Source organism: Paenibacillus sp. J31R98 (assembly GCF_056269245.1).
Genome location: NZ_JBWDNO010000010.1, coordinates 54,234 through 73,743, shown reverse-complemented (window position 1 = coordinate 73,743; position 19,510 = coordinate 54,234). Strand labels below are relative to the sequence as shown.

Below are 19,510 nucleotides of genomic sequence, written 5' to 3'. Positions count from 1 at the left end.
GTTATTTAAAGGTCATGGACGGTACACCAACCATCCTTTACAATGGGAAGATTAGATGCCCGAATTGGATTGTGAGGTACCGATGAGCGAACGACAACCTACTCAGAAGCTGCGCGCTTCACAGAATCCCTATGTATTAATGCCGATTCTCCTGCTGCTTTGGGGTTCGGTCGCTGCAGTCAGCAAGCTTGTGCTGGGGCAGCTGGACAGCTATCAGCTGTTATTTTATATGAATGGCGTCGGAGTGGTGTCCTTCTTCGTCATTGCCCTGTTCCGCCGAGGCAAACTGCAGGCGTTGGCATCATGGACGAAGAGGCAGCTGCTGCTCCTGACGGCATGCGGAATATTCGTGTTCCTGTATGACTTTCTATATTTGGAGGCACTCACCCGTGTTCCGGCTGTGGAAGCTTCAATGCTGAATTACTTGTTCCCGATCTTCATCGTGCTCTTCGCTATTCCGTTTCATCAAGAGCGGATGAACAGGTACAAGCTGATTGCTGTACTGATGGGCTTCATGGGGACCGTGCTGCTCACGACCAAAGGCGATTTCACCACGCTCCGGTTCACGAATTTGACGGGAGATCTGCTGGCGGTGCTGGCCGCGGTCAGTTGGGGGCTATTCACGAATCTGGTAAAAATCAATAAGCAGGACATGCTCTTGAGTACATTATTCATGACGGTCGTCTCCTTCGTGCTGTCAGCATGCGGCATGTTCGTCCTCTCCGAGCCGGCGCTTCCTCGCCTAGAGGATTTCGCAGGTGTGTTCTGGCTCAGCATGTGCAACATTGTGCTTGGATTCTTCCTCTACATTCAGGCGCTTCGCTATTCCACGGCATCGCTCGTTGCGAGCTTCACCTTCTTCACGCCTTTCATTACGCTGCTCTTTATTATGCTGCTTCTCGGGGAGAGACTTAGCGCCATCGATGGCGTTGCAGCGCTGCTGATTCTATCCGGCGTACCCATCCAGCGGCTTGGTCAAAGACTAAACGGCGGCAGGGCAAGGGCGGAAAAGGAAGAGCGGTTGAGCTGAAAGCAATCTGTTAGCAATCTTTAGCAATCTGAAAGCAATGTGTCTCGAGTCGAATCGTTGCGTGTTGCAGCACCGATAATAAGAAGCCCCGCCTTCTCGATGAAGGCGGGGCTTCTTCATGCTGCTTCTTACTTAACGGTGGCAGGATTGATCTGGAAGGACATCGTGTTCACCGGAACAACAGCTCCGTCTACGATATCAAATACATGCCAGAGTGTTCCTGGCGTATGGGTTGGAACGGAGAAGGTGTTCAGAAGTTTCGAGCCTTTATATACCGTTACCTTGGCCTCGGAACCGGACATTGCAGCGCTGGTGCTGGAGAATCTGTAGGTGAAATCATGAACCGAGTAGTGGTAGGTGCCATCTTGAATGTTTGTAATCGTAATGGTTTCCGGTCCGTGGCTGGACTTGTCGTCAGCATCGAGAGCGACGCTCGATGTTCCTTTGACAAACTGCTTGTTAGCCGTAGGATAGAAGACGTGGAATCGGTCTGCGGCTGAGCTTGGACCTGTAAGATGGGAATCAAGGTCGGCCGGGTTGCCGTTCCAAGTGAGGATCACGCGGATCTCATTATCCGCAAGAATTGGCGTAACGGTCCCATTCTGTTTGCCCGTTGTCACGCCGGCGTTAGAGACAGCAAGCAGCTGGCCAGTGACATAGCCTGTCCCAGCAATCGTCGCCGTGTAGCTGCCTACCGGCAGACTCACGGAGTAGTTGCCGGAATCATTAGTCGTCGCCGAGCCGACAATTGTACCGTCTACAACATTAGAGCCGCTGCGGAATTCCAGCTTCAGGTTCGGCACGGTTTTGCCTGTGAGGGCATTCGTAATAGTACCTTCCACGGTGCCGCTGGTTTGAGAATGCGATGTGGATCCATTCTTCACATTATTCGAGTCATTGTCGATAATGGATACCCATGCTAATTCTGGACGAATAATGGTGGCGCCGCCGGTCGGGTTTCTCAAGTTCAACTTGAACATCTCTGTCCCTTCGACCAACGAGTCATCCACGATAGGCACTTCCAAGGTTTGCTCTGTGACACCGTCACCGAATGTCAACGTGCCATACACGTGGTCATAGTCTACGCCTTGGGTGGCGGAATTGCCGCAGTTGCAGTAGTCGACTGTGACATTGCCGTCGCTGCCACCAGTGCGCAGCACTTTGACCGTTAACATACCTGCACCCTCGTTCACGGTGTACGAGTCATGCTGGAGCTTGAGTTGGCCGGGTTTCAGCGGGCTTTCTGCCGAAACAAGCTGCGGCAGCAGCATCATCAACATGAGTAAGCCAGCTAGTACAACAAACGTGCTGCGTTTCATCTTGAGGCTCAATTTATTTTTCCTCCTCCAAAAATATACAATATGTATCATTATTAATATTATGATACGATACGTATAGTGTCAATGAGCATTTTCTTCGTTTCTCGACATAGAAAAAACGCTCCGATATGGAGCGCTCCAAGAAAGCGTCAGCGACAAGCTATTGCAAAATAATGCTCGAAAAACCGCTCGCGATCGACTGTGGCTGCAATCTCGTCACCGCCGGAACTTGGCTGGAAAGCCATAGCGCCGAGAGTCTCGGTAGTGGTGTAATCAACCGTAATGGACCCGTTCTGCTGATAGGAACATAGCTGAGGCTCGAACAAACAAGCTGCCGCGAGCGGGTCGTGGAAGGTCATCGCATGGCTCGCAAGCCAAGGCGAACCGAAGTCGCCCACCGCACGCATCACGTCTCCTTGGCCTCGGGTAAACAGATCCGGGCGCTCTTCCTGCTTCAGCACAAGTTGGCTGGTCACATTCAGCCCGAACGTTCGGCGAATCGGCACATCGGCATCATATACAATGGCGCAAGCATGCGGGTCGAGCCACGAGTTCCAATTGCCCATCGGCATATCTGGACTGGCTTCGAGCGGGGCGGAGAATACGCCGCCCATAATATGCAGCTTCTTGATCAGCTTCGGAATGTCCGGATCGAGCCGGAACAATAGCGCGATGTTGGTCAAATGTCCGACTGCGAGCAGCGATATCTCGTGCGGGTGTTCGCGGATGACGCGGCGCATGGCATCGACGGCTTGGTCTTTCTTGGTGATCAGTCGGTGAGGCCAGTCCGGCAATCGGGAAGCGCCGTCTGGCGTCGGATAGATGCTGCTGGGCAGCAGCTGCCGGTCAGCGCCCGCATAGATCGGGATGTTCCGGCGCCCGGCTGCTTGGCAGATTGCATCGGCAACCATGGCTCGCCGCTCAGCTTCACCGCCAACGGTCGAGATGCCGATTAGCTCGCAGGCAGGCTGCTGAAGCAGGTAAGCGAGGCATAAGGCGTCATCAATATCGCCGCCGATGTCGGTGTCGAGCCATACTTTTTTAATGGATGAGGATGAGGATAATGTCATTGCAGATGCCTCCTTCTACTTGGCATTCTTGGCATCAGGTAAGGGTAAAGCAGCACAAGCCCGCCTATATAGAGCGCGAGGGCGAAGACGGCTGGAGACAGATGGACGAAGTCGGTGTAGCCGATATGCATATGGACCGAGAATGCGGCGATGAAGGCTGGCGAACCACCGAGCAGGTAGGTCCACCACAACCACCTCTGACCTTGCTGCAGCCCCCACAATGACATCATCAGCAGCGCGAGCGCATCGGAGAACAGTGCTCCGCCGAAGCCTGCCCTGTCATGAGCAATGAGCGGCACGAGATGCGGATTCACCGCCTGCAGCTGAGCGGCGGTGGTTCCCATAAAGCTAAGGTCCTGCGGTACGAATACAGTCGTAATGCCATACCCGGAGATTGTAATACTGCCAATGACGAGCGCGAATCCGAGCACGACCATGCAGCACTGTCCCCACATGGCTCGCCGCCAAACAGCGTCATTCCTGACATTGACCGGTCCCCGGAAGGGCTGGTCGGGATTCCGGCGCATACTGAGCAGAAACATCGGCAACAGCAGTATGGCGACCAAGCCATGCAGTGGATCGAAGTAGCCATAGCCAAGATAGAGGAAGAAGCTTAAGAAGCCGACCGTACAAGAGACCAGCAGTGCCATGCGCGCCCAGTGCAAGCTGTATTGCAGCCCGTAACGCCCCAGTTGATAATAAATGACGCCAATCGAGATCATCGTTCCGGCTAGCGTAATTCGGTCATGCGACATGAAATGCAGCAAACGGTGGTTGATGTGATGGATGGCGTCTCGCTTCATGCCGAGGAAAGCTTCGTCATAAGGGAGCAGCACAGTGGTAGCTGCGATCATCCATGCGAGCAGGCCGCCGAAGATCATGCCGATACCGAGCAGGCACATCCAGCCCCAATGCCGCCAGAAAGACACAGGCTCGGGTGCTGGAAGCAGCTTCGCCTTCTCATGTACAATCGCTTCATTGACGCGCTTCGGCAGTCCCGGTCCGGCAAAAACAAATCCGGCATGGAGCATAACGTAGGAAGCACCTGCAGCTATTGCGTCAAGCGCATCCTGCGGCTCATAGATGCCGGCAGCGGCGATCAGCGGGAAGTCTGCGTCAGGGCGGCTCGTCAGTTCTCGGATCAGCTTCAGCTTCGCGAGGCATGTTTGCCGGTCAAGCGGGTCGAGTACGAGCTCGCCTGTATCGCCAGAGTCCGACGCGACCGTTCGTGCTTCGCCAATGGCCGCGCCTGTCCATGAGGCTAACTCGATCGCTTGTAGGACCTTTAGCAAGGCAGCTTCCTCGGCGGCATGCGGGATATATAGAAACAGGAGCGCTCCGCTAAGAGCTTCATCCGCGCGCGTATAGGTGCGAAGCTGCTCCAGCAGCCATGCGGCTCCTTGCGGATCAAGCGGCTGCTGCAGCGCATCCACGAAGAAACCGGCTGCGCCAGCTTGCCGCAGCTGCCGCATTATAGGCAGCAGCTGCGAGAGCGCCAGCTCCGGCGCGCTTCCCGGCAGCGGCGTTAGCCGCACGAGCTGCGCCAGCGCGTGCCCCGGCTTCGCGAGGCGGGCGACAGCCGCGGCGACGCCCGCGTTCTGCGCATACGCCGGATAGACGATGCGCTCGCTCGCGGCATCGAGCATAATCGGCGCAGCGACGGCGCTGGCCGTTGGTTCTGCGGCAGCCCGGGCCACAGGCTCGGCCATTACCGGGCCGAGCTCAATAAAGCCAATGCCGAACTGCGCCATCGCCCGGTGCGCGGTTCCGGCTGGATCGACGCTGCCCGCGAGGCCAACGGGCGTTGGTAGCTCTACGCCGTCAATGCTGCTGCGCAGCAAAGGGGACGGCTCCATATGTCCAAGCGTACGAATGACGAAGGAGCCAAGCGGCAGGCGGCTGAGTGTGCCGATCGCGCCAAGCGTCAGCGCGCGCGCCGTCCGCCCGGGCAAACGAAACAGGAGGGGGCGGAATAACGTTTGATAAGACCAATCCGGCATAGATGGTGTCCCTCCCTTGCTGTGAACAGGTCATTTTGTACTTGTAGTATAGCAAAAGAGTCCGCCTACATTTACATATTTTTTCCTTCCATTGAAGAAGTTACTGCCTCGAAAATTGCACCCTCAGCCTCACCAAGCCGCCGAAATCGGCAGTTTCCACATCTGAGAGTGCGAAAACTGCACTCTCAGAGCAGAAATTTGCCGATTCCCAAGCTGAGAGTTCGAAAATTACACTCTCAGCGTCGCCAAACCGCCGAAATCGGCAGTTTCCATATCTGAGAGTGCGAAAACTGCACTCTCAGAGCAGAAACCGACTGATTCCCAAGCTGAGAGTTCGAATATTTGACTCTCAGCCTTACCAAACCGCCGAAATCGGCAGTTTCCACATCTGAGAGTGCAAAAACTGCACTCTCTCTCAGAGCAGAAATCGACCGATTCTCAAGCTGAGAGCTCGAAAATTGCACTCTCAGCCCCGCCGCCCCTGTCCTGTGAAAATCCTCGCACAAACAAAACGTCCGTTCCGACTGCCTGATTCTAATCGGGCAGTCGAAACGGACGTTATTCAAACACTAACTAACTATATTATCCTTCTACGTGAAGCTCATCGCCCGGAGCCATTACTTTCCCTTTCAAACCACGAGCTTCGAGTTGGCTGACGAACTGCTCGGCATCCTGGTTAATGAGCGAGAATGTGCTGTGATGGATCGGCACGACCAGCTTCGCGTTATACCACTCCGCAGCTTGCAGAGCATCCTCCGGTCCCATCGTGTAATGGTCGCCGATCGGCACGAAGGCGACATCAATCTTGTGACGGTCGCCAATCAGCTTCATATCGCCGAAGAGCGACGTGTCGCCGGCATGGAGAATCGTAAGCCCTTCGGCAAAGACGAGGAAACCTGCTGGCATGCCTGCGTACAGAATCTGCTTGTTGGCCTCATCGACGATACCGGAGCTGTGGAAGGCTTGGACCATCTTCGCTTTAGCAAATCCGAGATCGACGGTTCCGCCCATGTTCATGCCAATGGTCTTCGCGCCTTGCCAAGACATATACGTGGCAAGCTCAACAATCGCGACAACCGGAGCATCGTTCGCAGTTGCAATTGGCGCGGCATCCCCGATATGATCGCCATGCGCGTGCGTCAGCAGGACAGCGTCGGTCTTGATCGAATCTGCCGAAAGCACGGCGACCGGATTGCCAGTTAAGAAGGGATCAATAATGAGCGATTTGTCCCCGGTTTGAATTTGAATGCAAGCATGGCCATGATAAGTGATTTTCACAAGTAATCGACTCCTTAGGGAGAATTGGGCACTTCTTAAGTGTGCCAGAATATGGAGCCGGAATCAATTTGGGCTATAATAGCTATGTTATGTTTCATTGATCAAAGGAGGAGAGAAGAAGATGGCGCTTGAAGTCGAACGCAAATTTCTGCTGCCTGTCTACCCGGAGGCGCTTGTTCAATCGGGTGAGCTTGTCATTCTATCGGAGCAGCGTATTGAACAGACCTATCTCGCAATAGCGGATGGCCAGGAGCTGCGGGTGCGCCGAATTGTGGATTTGGCGACGGATACCGTGCATTTCACGCATACGTTCAAATCCGGCGGCGGACTCGTTCGGGAAGAGATTGAATATGACATTTCGCAAGGGCTCTATGAGCAAGTCATGCAAGCCCTTCAAGCCATACCGCTGACGAAGAACCGCATTACGGCACGCTGGGGAGATACCACGGTCGAAATCGACATCTATGACCAGATTCAACTAACGGTGCTGGAGGTTGAATTCGAGTCCGAAGCGGAAGCGCTGGCGTTCACGCCGCCGGGCTGGTTCGGGCCAGATATAAGTACGGCAAAGGAATACAGTAATAAGAAAGTGTGGCGTGATCTGCAGACAAGGAGGCAGAGCTGATGGAGCAACAGCATATTCTCGAAGCGGCGGAGCAGCTCGCCCGAGCTGAGCTTGGAGGCGACACATCAGGCCATGATTGGTGGCATGTCCATCGCGTCGCGCGAATGGCGGAGCGGCTTGCGAAGGAGGAAGGCGCGAACGTGTTCCTATGCGTTCTCGCCGCGCTGCTCCATGACGTTGCGGATGAGAAGCTGAATCCGTCGAAGGAGGCGGGACTTCATAAAGTGAGCAGCTGGCTGAATGGACAAGTGCTAAGTGAGACTGACAGCACGCATGTGATGGAGATTATCTCGAACATGTCCTACAATGCCGGCAAGAACCCGCCAATGCGGACGATTGAAGGCCAAGTCGTGCAGGATGCGGACCGGCTCGATGCAATCGGAGCCATCGCCATTGCGCGCTGCTTCACCTATGCCGGCTGGAAGGGTGATTCCATGTATGATCCTGCCCTCGCCCCGCGCGATGAAATGACGCCGAAGGAGTACCGCGAAGGAAGAAATACGGCGATAAATCATTTCTATGAGAAGCTGCTGAAGCTGAAGGATCGTATCAATACGCCAGCTGCGAAGCGAATTGCAGAGGAGCGCCATAAGTATATGGAGGCGTATCTTGCGCAGTTCATGCAGGAGTGGGAAGGCACGGACGGCTAGTCTGCACGACACGAGAAGACAAGAAGCCGGGAGTATCCTCGTCATGGGACGGGGGACTCCCGGCTTTTTGCCTTAGCCTATCGTATCTTCGTTTAAGGTGAGTACTACCGGACAATGATCGCTGCCCATGACGTGACAGTCGATCTGCGAGTCTATGAGTGCAGGCTCAAGCCTTGCCGAGACGACAAAATAGTCAATCCGCCACCCTACGTTCCGCTCGCGCACCTTCGGCATATATGACCACCATGAATACATATCCGTACGGTCCGGGTAGAAATGGCGGAACGAGTCGGTGAAGCCAGCGCCGAGCAGCAGCGTCATCTTCTCGCGTTCCTCTAGCGTAAAGCCGGAGTTGCCGAGATTCGGCTTCGGATGCTTCAGATCAATCTCCTCATGTGCAACATTCAGGTCGCCGCATAGAATGACAGGCTTCTTCGCGTCCAACTCGACCAAGTAGCGGCGGAATCGTTCTTCCCATTCCAGCCGGTAATCCAGCCGCGACAGATCGCGCTTGGCGTTCGGCGTGTAGACGTTAACGAGGTAGAAGCCCTCGAATTCGAGCGTGAGCAGACGGCCTTCCGGCTCATAATCCTCTTCCATACCATAACGAACGGACAGCGGCTCCACGCGAGTGAAGACAGCCGTACCCGAGTAGCCCTTCTTCTCCGCATAATTCCAATACGTCTTGTACGAATCGCCAAGCTCCATCTCAATTTGGCCTTCCTGCAGCTTCGTCTCTTGCAAGCAGAACAGATCCGCGTCTACCTCGGCAAAATAATCATAAAACCCTTTTGTCACACAGGCGCGCAGCCCATTTACATTCCATGATACGAGTTTCATCTCTAGTCCAATCTCCTTGCTGCAGCTTGTATGCCTCTAAGTGTAGCACACCGATCCTGCCCAAGTGGAAGCCTAACAGAAATTAAATAAACGCTCCATACAAATTTAACCTCGGTTTGCTATGATGAACCAGAATCATATCAGTCATAGGGGGATACATGGATGTCTATTTCAAGAATGCTCAGGTATATAGGTATTTTGTTCGCACTCCTCTCCACGCTGCTTGTCGTCTCTGTTATCCTGCTAAGTCAGAACTACACCAGCGTTAAGGAAGCGACATCCAGACAGGCCGAATTCAAGCAGCTCGGTATTGATCTTGCGAACGCGTCCGATTATTTGACGAATGAGGCACGCCAATACGTTCAGTTTGGCGACAAGACGCACTATGACAACTACTGGAAAGAAGTTAACGAGACGAAGACGCGCGACGGCATTGTGGCTCGGCTGAAGGAGCTTCAGGCGCCGCAGTCGGAGCTCGATCTCATTCAGCAAGCGAAGGATAACTCGGATTCGCTTGTGAAACTCGAAGACGAGGCGATGAAAGCGGTAGAGAAGGGCGATTACGATAAAGCGCGTCATCTGATGTTCGATCCGAAGTATGATTCGGACAAGAAGCACATTATGGAGCCGATTACAGCCTTTCAGAGCCAGATGAATTCCCGTGCAGAGCAAGAGAGCGCCGCTGCGGAGAAGAGCATGTACAATTATCTCTACCTCGTCACAGCCATTATTATTATTGTTTCAATCAGCATGTTCGCTTCCATTCTCGTTCTGTCTCGCAAAATGCGACCGCTTCGCTCCATCGTTACGAAGCTGGAAGAGCTGTCTCACAATGAAGGCGACTTGACAGCTCGTCTTCCTGAGGGGGGCAAGGACGAGATTGGGCAGCTATCCCGCTCGTTTAACCTGATGCTGGAGAATTACCGATTATTCATTAGCGAGTTGTCTATATCTTCGAGGAATATGGCGGCGATCGCGATGAACACGACCAAAACAGCCGAGGAAATCGCCATGGGCAGCAGCAATCAGGCGCAAGCTTCACTGAACATTAATGAGCTCATGCATGAGCTGAATATAGGGATGGAGACAGTCGCGAGCAGCGCGGAGAATGTCTCGACCATGTCCGATACGACGGAGAAACTGGCGAGATCTGGGTATGAGGTCATTTCGAAATCGGTTGAGGGCATGAATAAGCTGAACGATCAAGTAGTGGTGCTCGTGGAGGATTCCGTCAAGATCAACCAAATTATCGAAGTCATTAATGATATTGCGGAGCAGACGAATCTACTCGCACTTAATGCAGCCATTGAGGCGGCACGGGCGGGGGATCAAGGAAGAGGCTTCGCAGTCGTTGCGGATGAGGTCAGAAAACTGGCTGAACGCAGTGGCGAAGCAACGAAGGACATCTCCAGCATCATTAAGTCCATGCAGAATAATATGGGCCTAAGTGCAGAGGCAGCAAGAGAAAGCGCCGCAGTCGCTGTGAGAAGCGGTGAAACCTTCGATATGATCTTGACGCAAATTAAAGGCGTTACGGAGAAAGTAGCTGAGATTGCAGCTGCTATGGAAGAGCAAAGTTCGCAATCTAATAATATATTAAGCGCGGTTGAGACCATTGCAGCGGGCAGCCAGCAATCCGCCGCAGGAAGCCAGGAAGCGGTCACCCTCATGCGCAATATGAGTGGATTTGCATCGAAGATCGAGCAATCGGTATCGACATTTAAATTGGACTAGTTGAAGGTATATCAACAGCAAGAAGCTAGGCCGGGTTCCTTTTTGGAGGGACCCGGCTTTTGTTGTAGCCTAGCATAGGCGTCATCTCTAGGGTGAAAGTCCCGAAAGGGGGCTGGTGAACCAAATTGCCAACTTCTACAAAAAATCGTATGATGCGAATAGATAGAGGGAGTCGAGGTAGAGATATCGATTATGAAGAATAGACTTGTGACTAACTATTGCAAGCGCATTCAAATATATGGTTAAACGGGGGCATGGAAAGGTTGATCAAAGTCTTGGTTGTAGATGATGATACTTTGGTTAGACGAGGATTCATCAGCATAATGCCCTGGCAACAATTCGGCCTTGTCGTCGTCGGTGAAGCGCCAAACGGCGAAGAGGCGCTTGAGTTTCTGGCAAATCATGAGGTTCAACTTATATTCACGGATGTGTCTATGCCGATTATGTCAGGACTAGAGCTAATGAAGCATGTTAGTGTAAAGCATCCTGAGATCGGTACGGTTGTGCTCACTTTCTACGAGGAATTCGAATACGTCCGGGAAGCGCTTCGACTTGGTGCGCTGGATTATATCATGAAGATCGATCTAGAATTGGACCAAATGGACGCCATACTAAGTCGAGTAGTAGATCGATTCAATCAAAATCATTTTTCCCCAAGTGCAAAACTTTCTGTTGATCGCAAATATGCATTATATCATCTGCGTTGCGATGACCGTCCTGCCTTAATGGACGAGTTTGTTCAACTTGCTGGGCTCCGTGCCTCTTATATTGATAGCGGGATTTGTTGGCTGGAGGATGAGAGGGAGAGGGATGGCTTAAACGTTAAACGAGTATTGGAGGCACATATGTTGCCTCCTTATTTGTCCATTGTTGAATGGACAAATATACGAGGAAAAACACTAGAAGAGGCTAATGCTGCTGTCCGAAACTTCCGTGAATCGCTATTTTATTTATATACACAAGCCAATCCCTATATTATTCAGAGCTTCGATATAAACGACATGTTCACGTTCGGGGCATTTGGCCAAAAGCGACTACTCGAAATGGAAGAAGAGTGGGTTTCTTTACAATGGATTATTGACAAAGATAAGTTTCACACCATGGTGGACCAATTGTTTGAATTAAAGCCGACCAGCATTATTTTGGAAACTTATTTTTATAATTTGGCAACGAAGTGGACGAAGATGTACGGCTTCAATGTGGTCAAACCTGATGATTCCTTGCGCTTCAATTGCTGGGAGGATGTGCGAAACTGGTTGCAGCACGTTAAAGACAATATGCTCAGTACCATGAATAAGCATTCGTACTCGGAAGATGTCATCCGTGACATTATGAAGGCTGTCGACTATATTCACCGAGAATTTCAAGCGGATTTAACGACTCCGGAAGTCGCAAAACGCGCTAATATGAGCCGAAGTTATTTCTGTAGGTGTTTCCATGATTTAATGGGCACAACATGCAATGATTATATACGTACATATCGCATCGAGCATGCAAAGAAACTGTTAAGGCAAACCATGAAGTCAATTAGTTGGATCGCTTATCAATCCGGTTACCCGAACGAGAAGTATTTCTGCAAAGTTTTTCGAGCTATCGTCGGCGTGACGCCAAGCGATTATCGAAGGGTGGAGATGTCTTGATCAGATTCGGGAAATCTTTCATGCCATACTCCTTTAAGAATCGCTTAATCCTTTTCTTGGTTTTAAGCGTGCTGACCCCTATCTTATTAATCGGCAGTATTTCCTACTTCTCCATGATTTCGATCCTGGAAAACAAAACAGAAACCGGGATGGTAAGTAACCTTCACCAAGTCAGATTGTCGCTCGACAACTTGCTTAGCCAATTAAATCATGTCTCCCAACAACTTGCATTTGATGGTCAAGTTGGACAGAATCTGGAGAAATACTTAACTACGACTTCTCTGGATAAGAAACTGGCCTACGATAATTTTCGAACGCAGCTGAATTTAATCCAATCTACGAATCCCTCCATTGGACTGTTGTTTTATTTTAACAAGAATAGCGGAGAAATATTGTTCGAGAACAATCCGATTAAAGATACGGCATTAATCAAACAATTACCGGTTTTTGATCAATTTAACGAGATTACCTATTATGGTCCCCATGAGACGATGAGCACGGTTCTGAGCAGAAAGGTGATCTCCATTGTACGCAAAGTCAATCTGCCTAACCGAGAGGATTTATACGTCTATATTGAATCCAACTTGAGATTAGGAGACGATCTTTTTGTGAACGGCACGATTGGAGGGGATGCCTCCCATCTGATCGTGGGTCATAATGGGATCATTTCGTATAGCGAGAATCCTGAAGCATTTCCTATTGGCTCCATTTATCCGCAATCGTCTTTATCTACGCGTACAATCGGGGATTATTATGTTTTTGAAGAAACTAGCAATCAAGAGTGGAAAGTCATTGCAACGATTCCGAAAGCCGCGTACGAGTCCGAAATTCGGAGTTGGGTGATCAAATATATTTTATTGACCATCTTCATACTATGTTTAGGCATTCTGATTGGAATAAGTATTTGGCGATCTCTTTACCATCCGCTGCGGATGCTAAGCCAGAGTATACGCCATATCAAACACGATAATCTAAATATGCACATCCAATCGGTTAATATCCTCGAGTTTGACTCCATTCATTCGGATTTTAATCAAATGAGAACCCGCATCGTTCAATTGTTGGACGAGTTGGCGGTGGAAGAGAAAAAGAAGAGCCAGCTTGAAATGGAAAAGCTACTGAATCAGATTAACCCTCACTTCTTGCATAATACGCTTGATACGATCAGGTGGATGGTTAGAGCGACTGGTCAGAGAGAAATTGATCGATTAATTACGGCCATCATGAAAGTATTGCATTACAATCTTGGCAAGAGCGGTCCGGCTACCATTAAAACTGAAATCGCTAATGCTGAAAACTATGTTCATATTCAAAGAAGCCGGTATCAATTCAATTTCAATATCCAAGTGAATGCTGACCCGGAAGTACTTAATTTATCGATTCCCCGCTTTATTCTGCAGCCCCTCATTGAAAACGCGATTTATCATGGACTCTCTTCTAACGGGACCATCGAAGTAACGATTGCCAAACACGGACCCAATCATGTCGCCATTTGCGTTCGAGATGATGGGCGGGGTATGAGCAAGGAAGAGATTAACAAGATCATGCTTGGCGTGCCTTATGAGAGACAAGCTGGCATGGGAGTAGGACTGCAATTCGTTCGACGCATGGTTTTGGAATTCGGAGTGGATGGAGATATGTCGATCGACAGCGAGACAGGGGTAGGTACATCTATTCATCTGCGTCTACCCATTTCGATAAGTGTGGTAAGGGGAGCATAATTATGACTTTAAAACCTGCAGCGAAACTCTCAATCTTGTGGTTACTAACCGGAACTTTAAGTGGATGCTTCAGCGATTTGAAAGGAGCAGATTCTTCGTCGGTAACTCCTAACATCTATCGCATGCCTAATCCGGTCGAAATGACGATCGTAAAGCAGATTAAGCCGAATGCACCGCTTCCGAATGGCGATACGCTGGAAAACAATACGTATACCCGATATCTTACTGATAAAACAAACATATCTTTCAAAGTACTATGGGCAGCTACCGATCCGGATTATGAGGATAAATTAGACTTGGCGGTGGCAACCAATGACATTCCCGATGTGACAATCGTGAATGAAACGATGTTTAAGCAGATGGCCAAAAACGATCAAATTATGGATTTATCCGAAATTTATAAGCAATACGCATCTCCCTTAATTAAGAAAATTTACGAGTCATCCGGAGGCCGGCCGCTTAGAGTGGCAACGATTAAAGGTAAACTGATGGCAATTCCTAACGTGAGCATTCAAGCAGACGCTTTCAGCATGTTATGGGTTCGTCAAGATTGGCTTGATCGGCTTGGACTGAAGCCGCCCGAAACGATGGAAGATGTGACCAGGATAGCCAAGGCGTTCAAGGATCAAGACCCTGACGGCAATGGCGCCCCGGACACGATAGGATTAACGGGAAACTCGGAAGAGATCGCTTCCCAGACGGGAAGCATGGATTTCACCGGTTTATTTGCCGCCTATCACGCATTTCCCGGAATATGGTTGAAGGACAAACAAGGGAAAATCGTCTACGGTTCAACGGCAAGCGAGGCTAAATTCGCTTTGGGCAAGTTACACGAGATGTACGCCAAAGGCTTGGTAAACCCTGAATTTTATTTGCAGAACGAGCCACAAGACGCTATCGCGAATGGGAAAAGCGGGTTGTTCTTCGGAGCTTGGTGGTCGCCGTGGTATCCTCTCAATGAAGCCATGAAAGTCAACAAACAAGCAGTATGGCGAGCCTATGCAATTAAAAGCACGGACGGTCAAATCTATTCACGCGCATCCGACGTCAATCAATGGTTTATCGTAGTGAGGAAGCAAGTACAGCATCCCGAAGCCTTGATGGTTTATCTCAATAATTTTGTCAATATTCAGCGTTATCAAGATCCCGATGCCGCGAAACTGGATTTGTCGGTCGATCAGTCCTATTATCCCCTTTATACTTCATTCGACTACGCAGACGCGGTTGAGCGCAAGCATAACGATCTGATGCTCGCATTGGCAGGCAATAAGCCGCTTAACTTGCTGGATCCGGAAATAAAGAGGCACTACGTATCCTGGCAGAAGGTGCTGGCTAACCCCGATCGATTTGATATCGGAGATTGGATGGCCCCATACGCTTATATCTATGGAGGGGCAGCGCTGAACGAAAACATTCATTTCGTGAATAATGAATTTACGGCGACGACTAGAACAATGAAAGAAAAATGGTCTAGTCTGCAGAAATTGGAGTCGGAAGCTTACTATAGCATTATACTTGGCGAAAAACCTCTGGATTACTTTGATCAATTCGTAAAAGAGTGGGAAGAAATGGGTGGAAGTCAAATTATCAGTGAAATCGATTCGGAAATCAAAGACAATAGTGCACCTAAATAGAGACTATATCTCACTTGGAAAACGGTTTTATTGATTATAGTCGAATTACCGTTGCGGGAATAACCCTCTCGGCAAATGAATTCATTCAGAGGGAGCGATCAGAGTGATTCGAAAGAAGGATTGGAAGTTCAGTAAGTTCATGCTGGTTGTATTAATCGTCATTACAGCTTCAGGCATTTGGTCTCCGGGAGGAAAGGCACATGCAGCCTCGACGTTGATCAGTCAGGGCAAGCCGACGACGGCGCTGGATTCCGAGCCGGGACATGGACCGGAATTGGCGAACGATGCCGATGCGAGCAACAATGGCTATTGGAGCTCCGTCCTGGGCGATCAGCGCAAAAATACGTGGTGGCAGATCGATCTGCAAAGCCCGCATCACGTTGATCAGATTGTGCTTCGTAATTATGTGGATGGATCACGGTTCTATCAATACTATATTCGGGGAAGCATGGACGGAGTCAACTGGACGCCGATTGCGATCAAAGGAGGAAATTCGGTTTCGACGGATGCCGGAGATACATACAATGCCAGCGTGGCAGCAAGATATATTAGGGTGAATTATACACTCGGTTCGGCCAATGGCATTGCGCATATGACCGATTTTAAAGTATATGGGTATCCGATCAGTACGATGGGAACCCCGCATCCAGTTAAATTGGAAGCCGTTTCGCTTGATAAGACTGCTTACAAGGCAGGCGATGCAATCAAAGTTTCTTACAAATTAACGAATACATCGGACGTAACCAAGTATAATGTCACGAGCGTGAAAGCGAAAATTCTTGGGCTGACCTCTCCTTACTATTTACAACTGGAGCAACAAGTCGGCGCGAATATTAAGCTGAATCCTGGCCAATCGTATAATCAATCCAATAGTACGGTCTGGACGGTTCCTAGCGGATTTACGCCTGGCGCATACGGATTATACATGCAATACAATTTCGCTAACGGCAGCTCTTGGGAGTCCTATCAAACCTTCTTCAGAATTACCGACGTAACAGAAAAATACAATTATACAATCGATAAAGAAGTCTATAACGATCTACCTGTGTATAAACTGGACGGCGATATGAGCGCAGGTTTGGCAGTTGAGAAAGCAGGCGAATCGTTAGGTGCGGGAACATCGCAAATGTGGAATACGACCGGTGGCATGCTGACTTCGATTCATGCCACGCCGTCTTTCTTAGTCGATTCCGTACAACAGACCGTTGATTTCTATAATCAAGAGTTCGGCGCTACAACAAATTTTGATACGGTGTTAATGGGCACGGGCAGCTTCAGTGCGCCTTATTTATCCAGATCGCTTAGAGCGCCATTCTTGCCAACGCATTTCTTGGTTAGCGCAGACACGATTCAGCAGCTTCAGTCCGTTCAAGACTATTCCATCTCGAAAGGATTGTCGGTTTACAGCATGTTCGGCTCCGACGCATCCGTTAATGAGGGAGTTGCCTGGATGGAATTGCTGGACTTGCCTCCGGCGTACGTCTCATTCTTGCAACAGCATCATGTCAAAAATATCGTGTTCGTCGGAGCGGTAGGCAACGGCGGCGAGAGCTTGGTTAAGAAGGTGCTCACTAAGGGTGCGGCGCCAGGTCCAACGGCAAACGGCGACATCTATCTAGGCTTTAATTTTGCCGGCGTTCCAGAGTATCAGAATCTGGTCAACTTGAATTATAAAGTGAAGGACTTCAATGATTATGCGCTTACAAGCTCGCTAAATTTGAAAGACTGGGAAAGCGGCATTCTCCAGCAACAAATCGACAGTTATGTTGCTACGGCGGTCAGTGCTGTTCCATCCTTAGAAGCAATCGACTCGGTCACGAGTAATTTATGGGGAATTGCTCCACACGCGATGCTGTCGTTTTACAAGAAAAACAACATCCCGCTGCAAGGTGTTGTCATTAACCCTTATATGAATACACATCCTTTCTATGAATCCAAAGAGGGATATGCGCCATTCTTGATGCTGCAGTGGGGAACGAATATTAATAATTTGGTCGATAACAACCTGAACGTAAATTTTAGAAGCCTCGTGCAGCACTATTATCCGAACGTTAATTTCGACGATTTGAATTTCTGGGTGAACTTCTCGAGAAATGCCGGAAACAATGACGCGCCGCCGGCCGGAGGGTTATGGCTCTCGGAGCAAATCAAGAACCGGTTGCAAAGTAATTCCTTGAATTCGGTGACCTTGAACGCGAATGACACCACGGTCAACGAAGTCTGGGATTTAAGCGACGGATTAAACTCGCCAAGTGAAATGATTGCAAGCGAGCTGGTTACGAACTACACAGCTGCAGGCGTAAAAGCATGGGATGCGGCGTTATCTCCGTTAACACTTGATGAGCTTGAGACGATTTCGACGGTAGATTCGAGCATTGTTGTAGAGCGAAACTTTAGAAAGTAATAGAGATGGCCTCCTCCTTGATTTGATAAGGAGGAGGTTTTTTTATGTTTCTGGATGATAAAGAACGCAACTATTCATCTTGAAAAAAGTGCATTATCGTCTTTAGAAATTTCAACCCGTGTCCTTCATAAAGACGAAAGTACACCCAAGATAAGACCCTAGATAACTTCGGAAGGAGAAATATTTAATATAGTTTATTTATGGCTGCGGAAATGCTCCGCATTGCTGCAATATACAAAATGGAGGGTCTGAAATGAAAAGAGTACTGTTGTTGTTGTCTGTGATGTTATTGACTGTTGCTACTGCATGCTCGAACAAGACGGAAGTGCCCGGTGATGCAACCAACTCATCGCCTACGGCAAATAAAACCGAGAACTCGAGCGTTCCGTCGAATGAGAAAGTAACGTTGTCTTTTGGGCTATGGGATAAGAATGCAGTTCCTACATTTGAAACCATGTTTCAAAAATTCCACGAAGCCAATCCGAATATCGAAGTGAAGGTCGAATTAACACCGTGGGATCAGTACTGGACGAAAATGGAAGCAGCAGCAACTGGTGGAGCTTTACCAGACGTGCTATGGATGAATGGGCCTAACTTCATGAAATATGCTTCTAACGATGTCATTGCGCCGCTCCAGGATCAAATTCAAGCTAGCGGCATGGATCTGAACAATTATCCGAAATCTTTAGTCGATCTTTATACGTACAACGGGAAAAGCTATGCACTGCCTTTTAGCTTCGACACGATCGGATTGTGGTATAACAAGAAACTGTTCGACGAAGCCGGAATTTCTTATCCCGATGCGACTTGGGATTGGAATACATTTAAGGAAGCCGCAAAAAAACTGACAAATCCCGCAAAAGGAATCTATGGATTTACGGCGGATTTGTGGAATCAGGGCGGTTATTACAACACGATCTATCAGAATGGCGGTTACGCGATCTCGGCCGACAAGAAAACGTCCGGCTTTGATCAGCCGGCTACGATCGAAGGATTGAAATTCTGGACAGATTTAATCGCTGAGAAAATATCGCCTACCGCAGCGCAGCTCAGCGAAACGCCGGGCGTAACCATGTTTGAGTCCGGTAAATCAGCGCTTTATTTCGGGGGCTCATGGATACAATCGGAGTTCGGCAAGAACGAGACGATCAAAGATGTGGTAAACGTTACGGAATTGCCGCACGAGAAGACGAAAGCTACAATCATTCATGGTCTCGGCTTCGCGATGTCCGCGAATACGAAGCATCCTGAAGAATCATGGAAGCTGATTAACTATTTGGATTCCAAGGAAGCGCAAGAGATTCTAGGCTCTACAGGTACAACGATTCCGGCATTTAATGGAACGCAAGATGCTTGGGTGAAGTCCAATCCGAACTACAACCTGCAATCCTATATTGATTCCACTAAGTATGCCGTACCGTTGCCATCCTCGAAGAATACGGCTAAATGGCAGGATAAAGAATGGGAGCTGTTCAGCAAAGCATGGGCTGGCCAAATGACAGTAGAAGAAGCATCGAAAGAGCTGGCCAAATTTATGAACGCTGCGCTTCAAGAAGAACAATAGT

Annotated in this window: 14 protein-coding genes; 9 read left to right on the top strand and 5 right to left on the bottom strand. The window is 49.6% G+C overall.

Annotated features, from left to right (window positions below; translation table 11 throughout):
- The first annotated feature begins 82 nt into the window (after positions 1–82).
- A complete protein-coding gene (locus tag AC0YNX_RS27185; RefSeq protein ID WP_475818844.1) occupies positions 83–1,030 on the top strand; it encodes a DMT family transporter in 948 nt (315 codons plus the stop codon).
- 128 nt (positions 1,031–1,158) lie between these two features.
- Here the strand turns inward: AC0YNX_RS27185 and AC0YNX_RS27180 are convergent, their stop codons facing one another.
- The 4 genes from AC0YNX_RS27180 to AC0YNX_RS27165 all read right to left on the bottom strand — a co-directional run bounded on the left by AC0YNX_RS27180 (position 1,159) and on the right by AC0YNX_RS27165 (position 6,697).
- Positions 1,159–2,361 (bottom strand): Calx-beta domain-containing protein, encoded by a 1,203-nt coding sequence (locus AC0YNX_RS27180; protein WP_475818843.1) that lies wholly within the window; start codon positions 2,359–2,361, stop codon positions 1,159–1,161.
- A gap of 137 nt (positions 2,362–2,498) precedes the next feature.
- Entirely contained in the window at positions 2,499–3,419 is a 921-nt protein-coding gene (locus tag AC0YNX_RS27175; RefSeq protein ID WP_475818842.1) for a nucleoside hydrolase, read from the bottom strand.
- A complete protein-coding gene (locus AC0YNX_RS27170) occupies positions 3,416–5,419 on the bottom strand; it encodes a dihydroorotate dehydrogenase (RefSeq protein ID WP_475818841.1) in 2,004 nt (667 codons plus the stop codon). Before AC0YNX_RS27170 ends, AC0YNX_RS27175 begins: the two co-directional genes overlap by 4 nt.
- Before the next feature lie 582 nt (positions 5,420–6,001).
- Complete coding sequence (locus AC0YNX_RS27165) at positions 6,002–6,697, bottom strand: metal-dependent hydrolase (protein WP_475818840.1); 696 nt, start codon at positions 6,695–6,697, stop codon at positions 6,002–6,004.
- Positions 6,698–6,818: 121 nt separating this feature from the next.
- On the opposite strand from AC0YNX_RS27165, the gene AC0YNX_RS27160 reads away from it, so the two are divergent.
- Both AC0YNX_RS27160 and AC0YNX_RS27155 read left to right on the top strand, forming a co-directional pair.
- Positions 6,819–7,322: a CYTH domain-containing protein gene (locus AC0YNX_RS27160; RefSeq protein WP_475818839.1), complete on the top strand. Its 504-nt coding sequence runs from the start codon at positions 6,819–6,821 to the stop codon at positions 7,320–7,322.
- Entirely contained in the window at positions 7,322–7,972 is a 651-nt protein-coding gene (locus AC0YNX_RS27155; protein ID WP_475818838.1) for an HD domain-containing protein, read from the top strand. Before AC0YNX_RS27160 ends, AC0YNX_RS27155 begins: the two co-directional genes overlap by 1 nt.
- A gap of 72 nt (positions 7,973–8,044) precedes the next feature.
- Here AC0YNX_RS27155 and AC0YNX_RS27150 read toward each other — a convergent pair whose 3' ends face one another.
- Positions 8,045–8,812: an exodeoxyribonuclease III gene (locus AC0YNX_RS27150; RefSeq protein WP_475818837.1), complete on the bottom strand. Its 768-nt coding sequence runs from the start codon at positions 8,810–8,812 to the stop codon at positions 8,045–8,047.
- 162 nt (positions 8,813–8,974) lie between these two features.
- Between AC0YNX_RS27150 and AC0YNX_RS27145 the strand changes: the two genes are divergently transcribed.
- The 6 genes from AC0YNX_RS27145 (at position 8,975) to AC0YNX_RS27120 (ending at position 19,509) form a co-directional block, all read left to right on the top strand.
- Positions 8,975–10,546: a methyl-accepting chemotaxis protein gene (locus AC0YNX_RS27145; protein ID WP_475818836.1), complete on the top strand. Its 1,572-nt coding sequence runs from the start codon at positions 8,975–8,977 to the stop codon at positions 10,544–10,546.
- Between the two features lie 254 nt (positions 10,547–10,800).
- Complete coding sequence (locus AC0YNX_RS27140; RefSeq protein ID WP_475818835.1) at positions 10,801–12,186, top strand: response regulator transcription factor; 1,386 nt, start codon at positions 10,801–10,803, stop codon at positions 12,184–12,186.
- Positions 12,183–13,907: a sensor histidine kinase gene (locus tag AC0YNX_RS27135; RefSeq protein ID WP_475818834.1), complete on the top strand. Its 1,725-nt coding sequence runs from the start codon at positions 12,183–12,185 to the stop codon at positions 13,905–13,907. The genes AC0YNX_RS27140 and AC0YNX_RS27135 overlap by 4 nt, the downstream gene beginning before the upstream one ends.
- 2 nt (positions 13,908–13,909) lie before the next feature.
- On the top strand, positions 13,910–15,541 hold the full coding sequence (locus tag AC0YNX_RS27130) for an extracellular solute-binding protein (RefSeq protein WP_475818833.1): 1,632 nt from the start codon (positions 13,910–13,912) through the stop codon (positions 15,539–15,541).
- A 103-nt stretch (positions 15,542–15,644) separates the two neighbouring features.
- The gene (locus tag AC0YNX_RS27125; protein WP_475818832.1) at positions 15,645–17,945 is read left to right on the top strand and encodes a discoidin domain-containing protein; all 2,301 of its coding nucleotides are present in this window, start codon (positions 15,645–15,647) and stop codon (positions 17,943–17,945) included.
- Positions 17,946–18,198: 253 nt separating this feature from the next.
- Entirely contained in the window at positions 18,199–19,509 is a 1,311-nt protein-coding gene (locus AC0YNX_RS27120) for an ABC transporter substrate-binding protein (RefSeq protein ID WP_475818831.1), read from the top strand.
- The last annotated feature ends 1 nt before the right edge of the window (position 19,510 follow it).

Bases quoted from the DNA above. Each gene is read 5' to 3' on its own strand.
- AC0YNX_RS27185 (WP_475818844.1), top strand. From the start codon at position 83: ATGAGCGAACGACAACCTACTCAGAAGCTGCGCGCTTCACAGAATCCC.
- AC0YNX_RS27175 (WP_475818842.1), bottom strand. From the start codon at position 3,419: ATGACATTATCCTCATCCTCATCCATTAAAAAAGTATGGCTCGACACC.
- AC0YNX_RS27170 (WP_475818841.1), bottom strand. From the start codon at position 5,419: ATGCCGGATTGGTCTTATCAAACGTTATTCCGCCCCCTCCTGTTTCGT.
- AC0YNX_RS27160 (WP_475818839.1), top strand. From the start codon at position 6,819: ATGGCGCTTGAAGTCGAACGCAAATTTCTGCTGCCTGTCTACCCGGAG.
- AC0YNX_RS27155 (WP_475818838.1), top strand. From the start codon at position 7,322: ATGGAGCAACAGCATATTCTCGAAGCGGCGGAGCAGCTCGCCCGAGCT.
- AC0YNX_RS27150 (WP_475818837.1), bottom strand. From the start codon at position 8,812: ATGAAACTCGTATCATGGAATGTAAATGGGCTGCGCGCCTGTGTGACA.
- AC0YNX_RS27145 (WP_475818836.1), top strand. From the start codon at position 8,975: ATGTCTATTTCAAGAATGCTCAGGTATATAGGTATTTTGTTCGCACTC.
- AC0YNX_RS27140 (WP_475818835.1), top strand. From the start codon at position 10,801: ATGGAAAGGTTGATCAAAGTCTTGGTTGTAGATGATGATACTTTGGTT.
- AC0YNX_RS27130 (WP_475818833.1), top strand. From the start codon at position 13,910: ATGACTTTAAAACCTGCAGCGAAACTCTCAATCTTGTGGTTACTAACC.
- AC0YNX_RS27120 (WP_475818831.1), top strand. From the start codon at position 18,199: ATGAAAAGAGTACTGTTGTTGTTGTCTGTGATGTTATTGACTGTTGCT.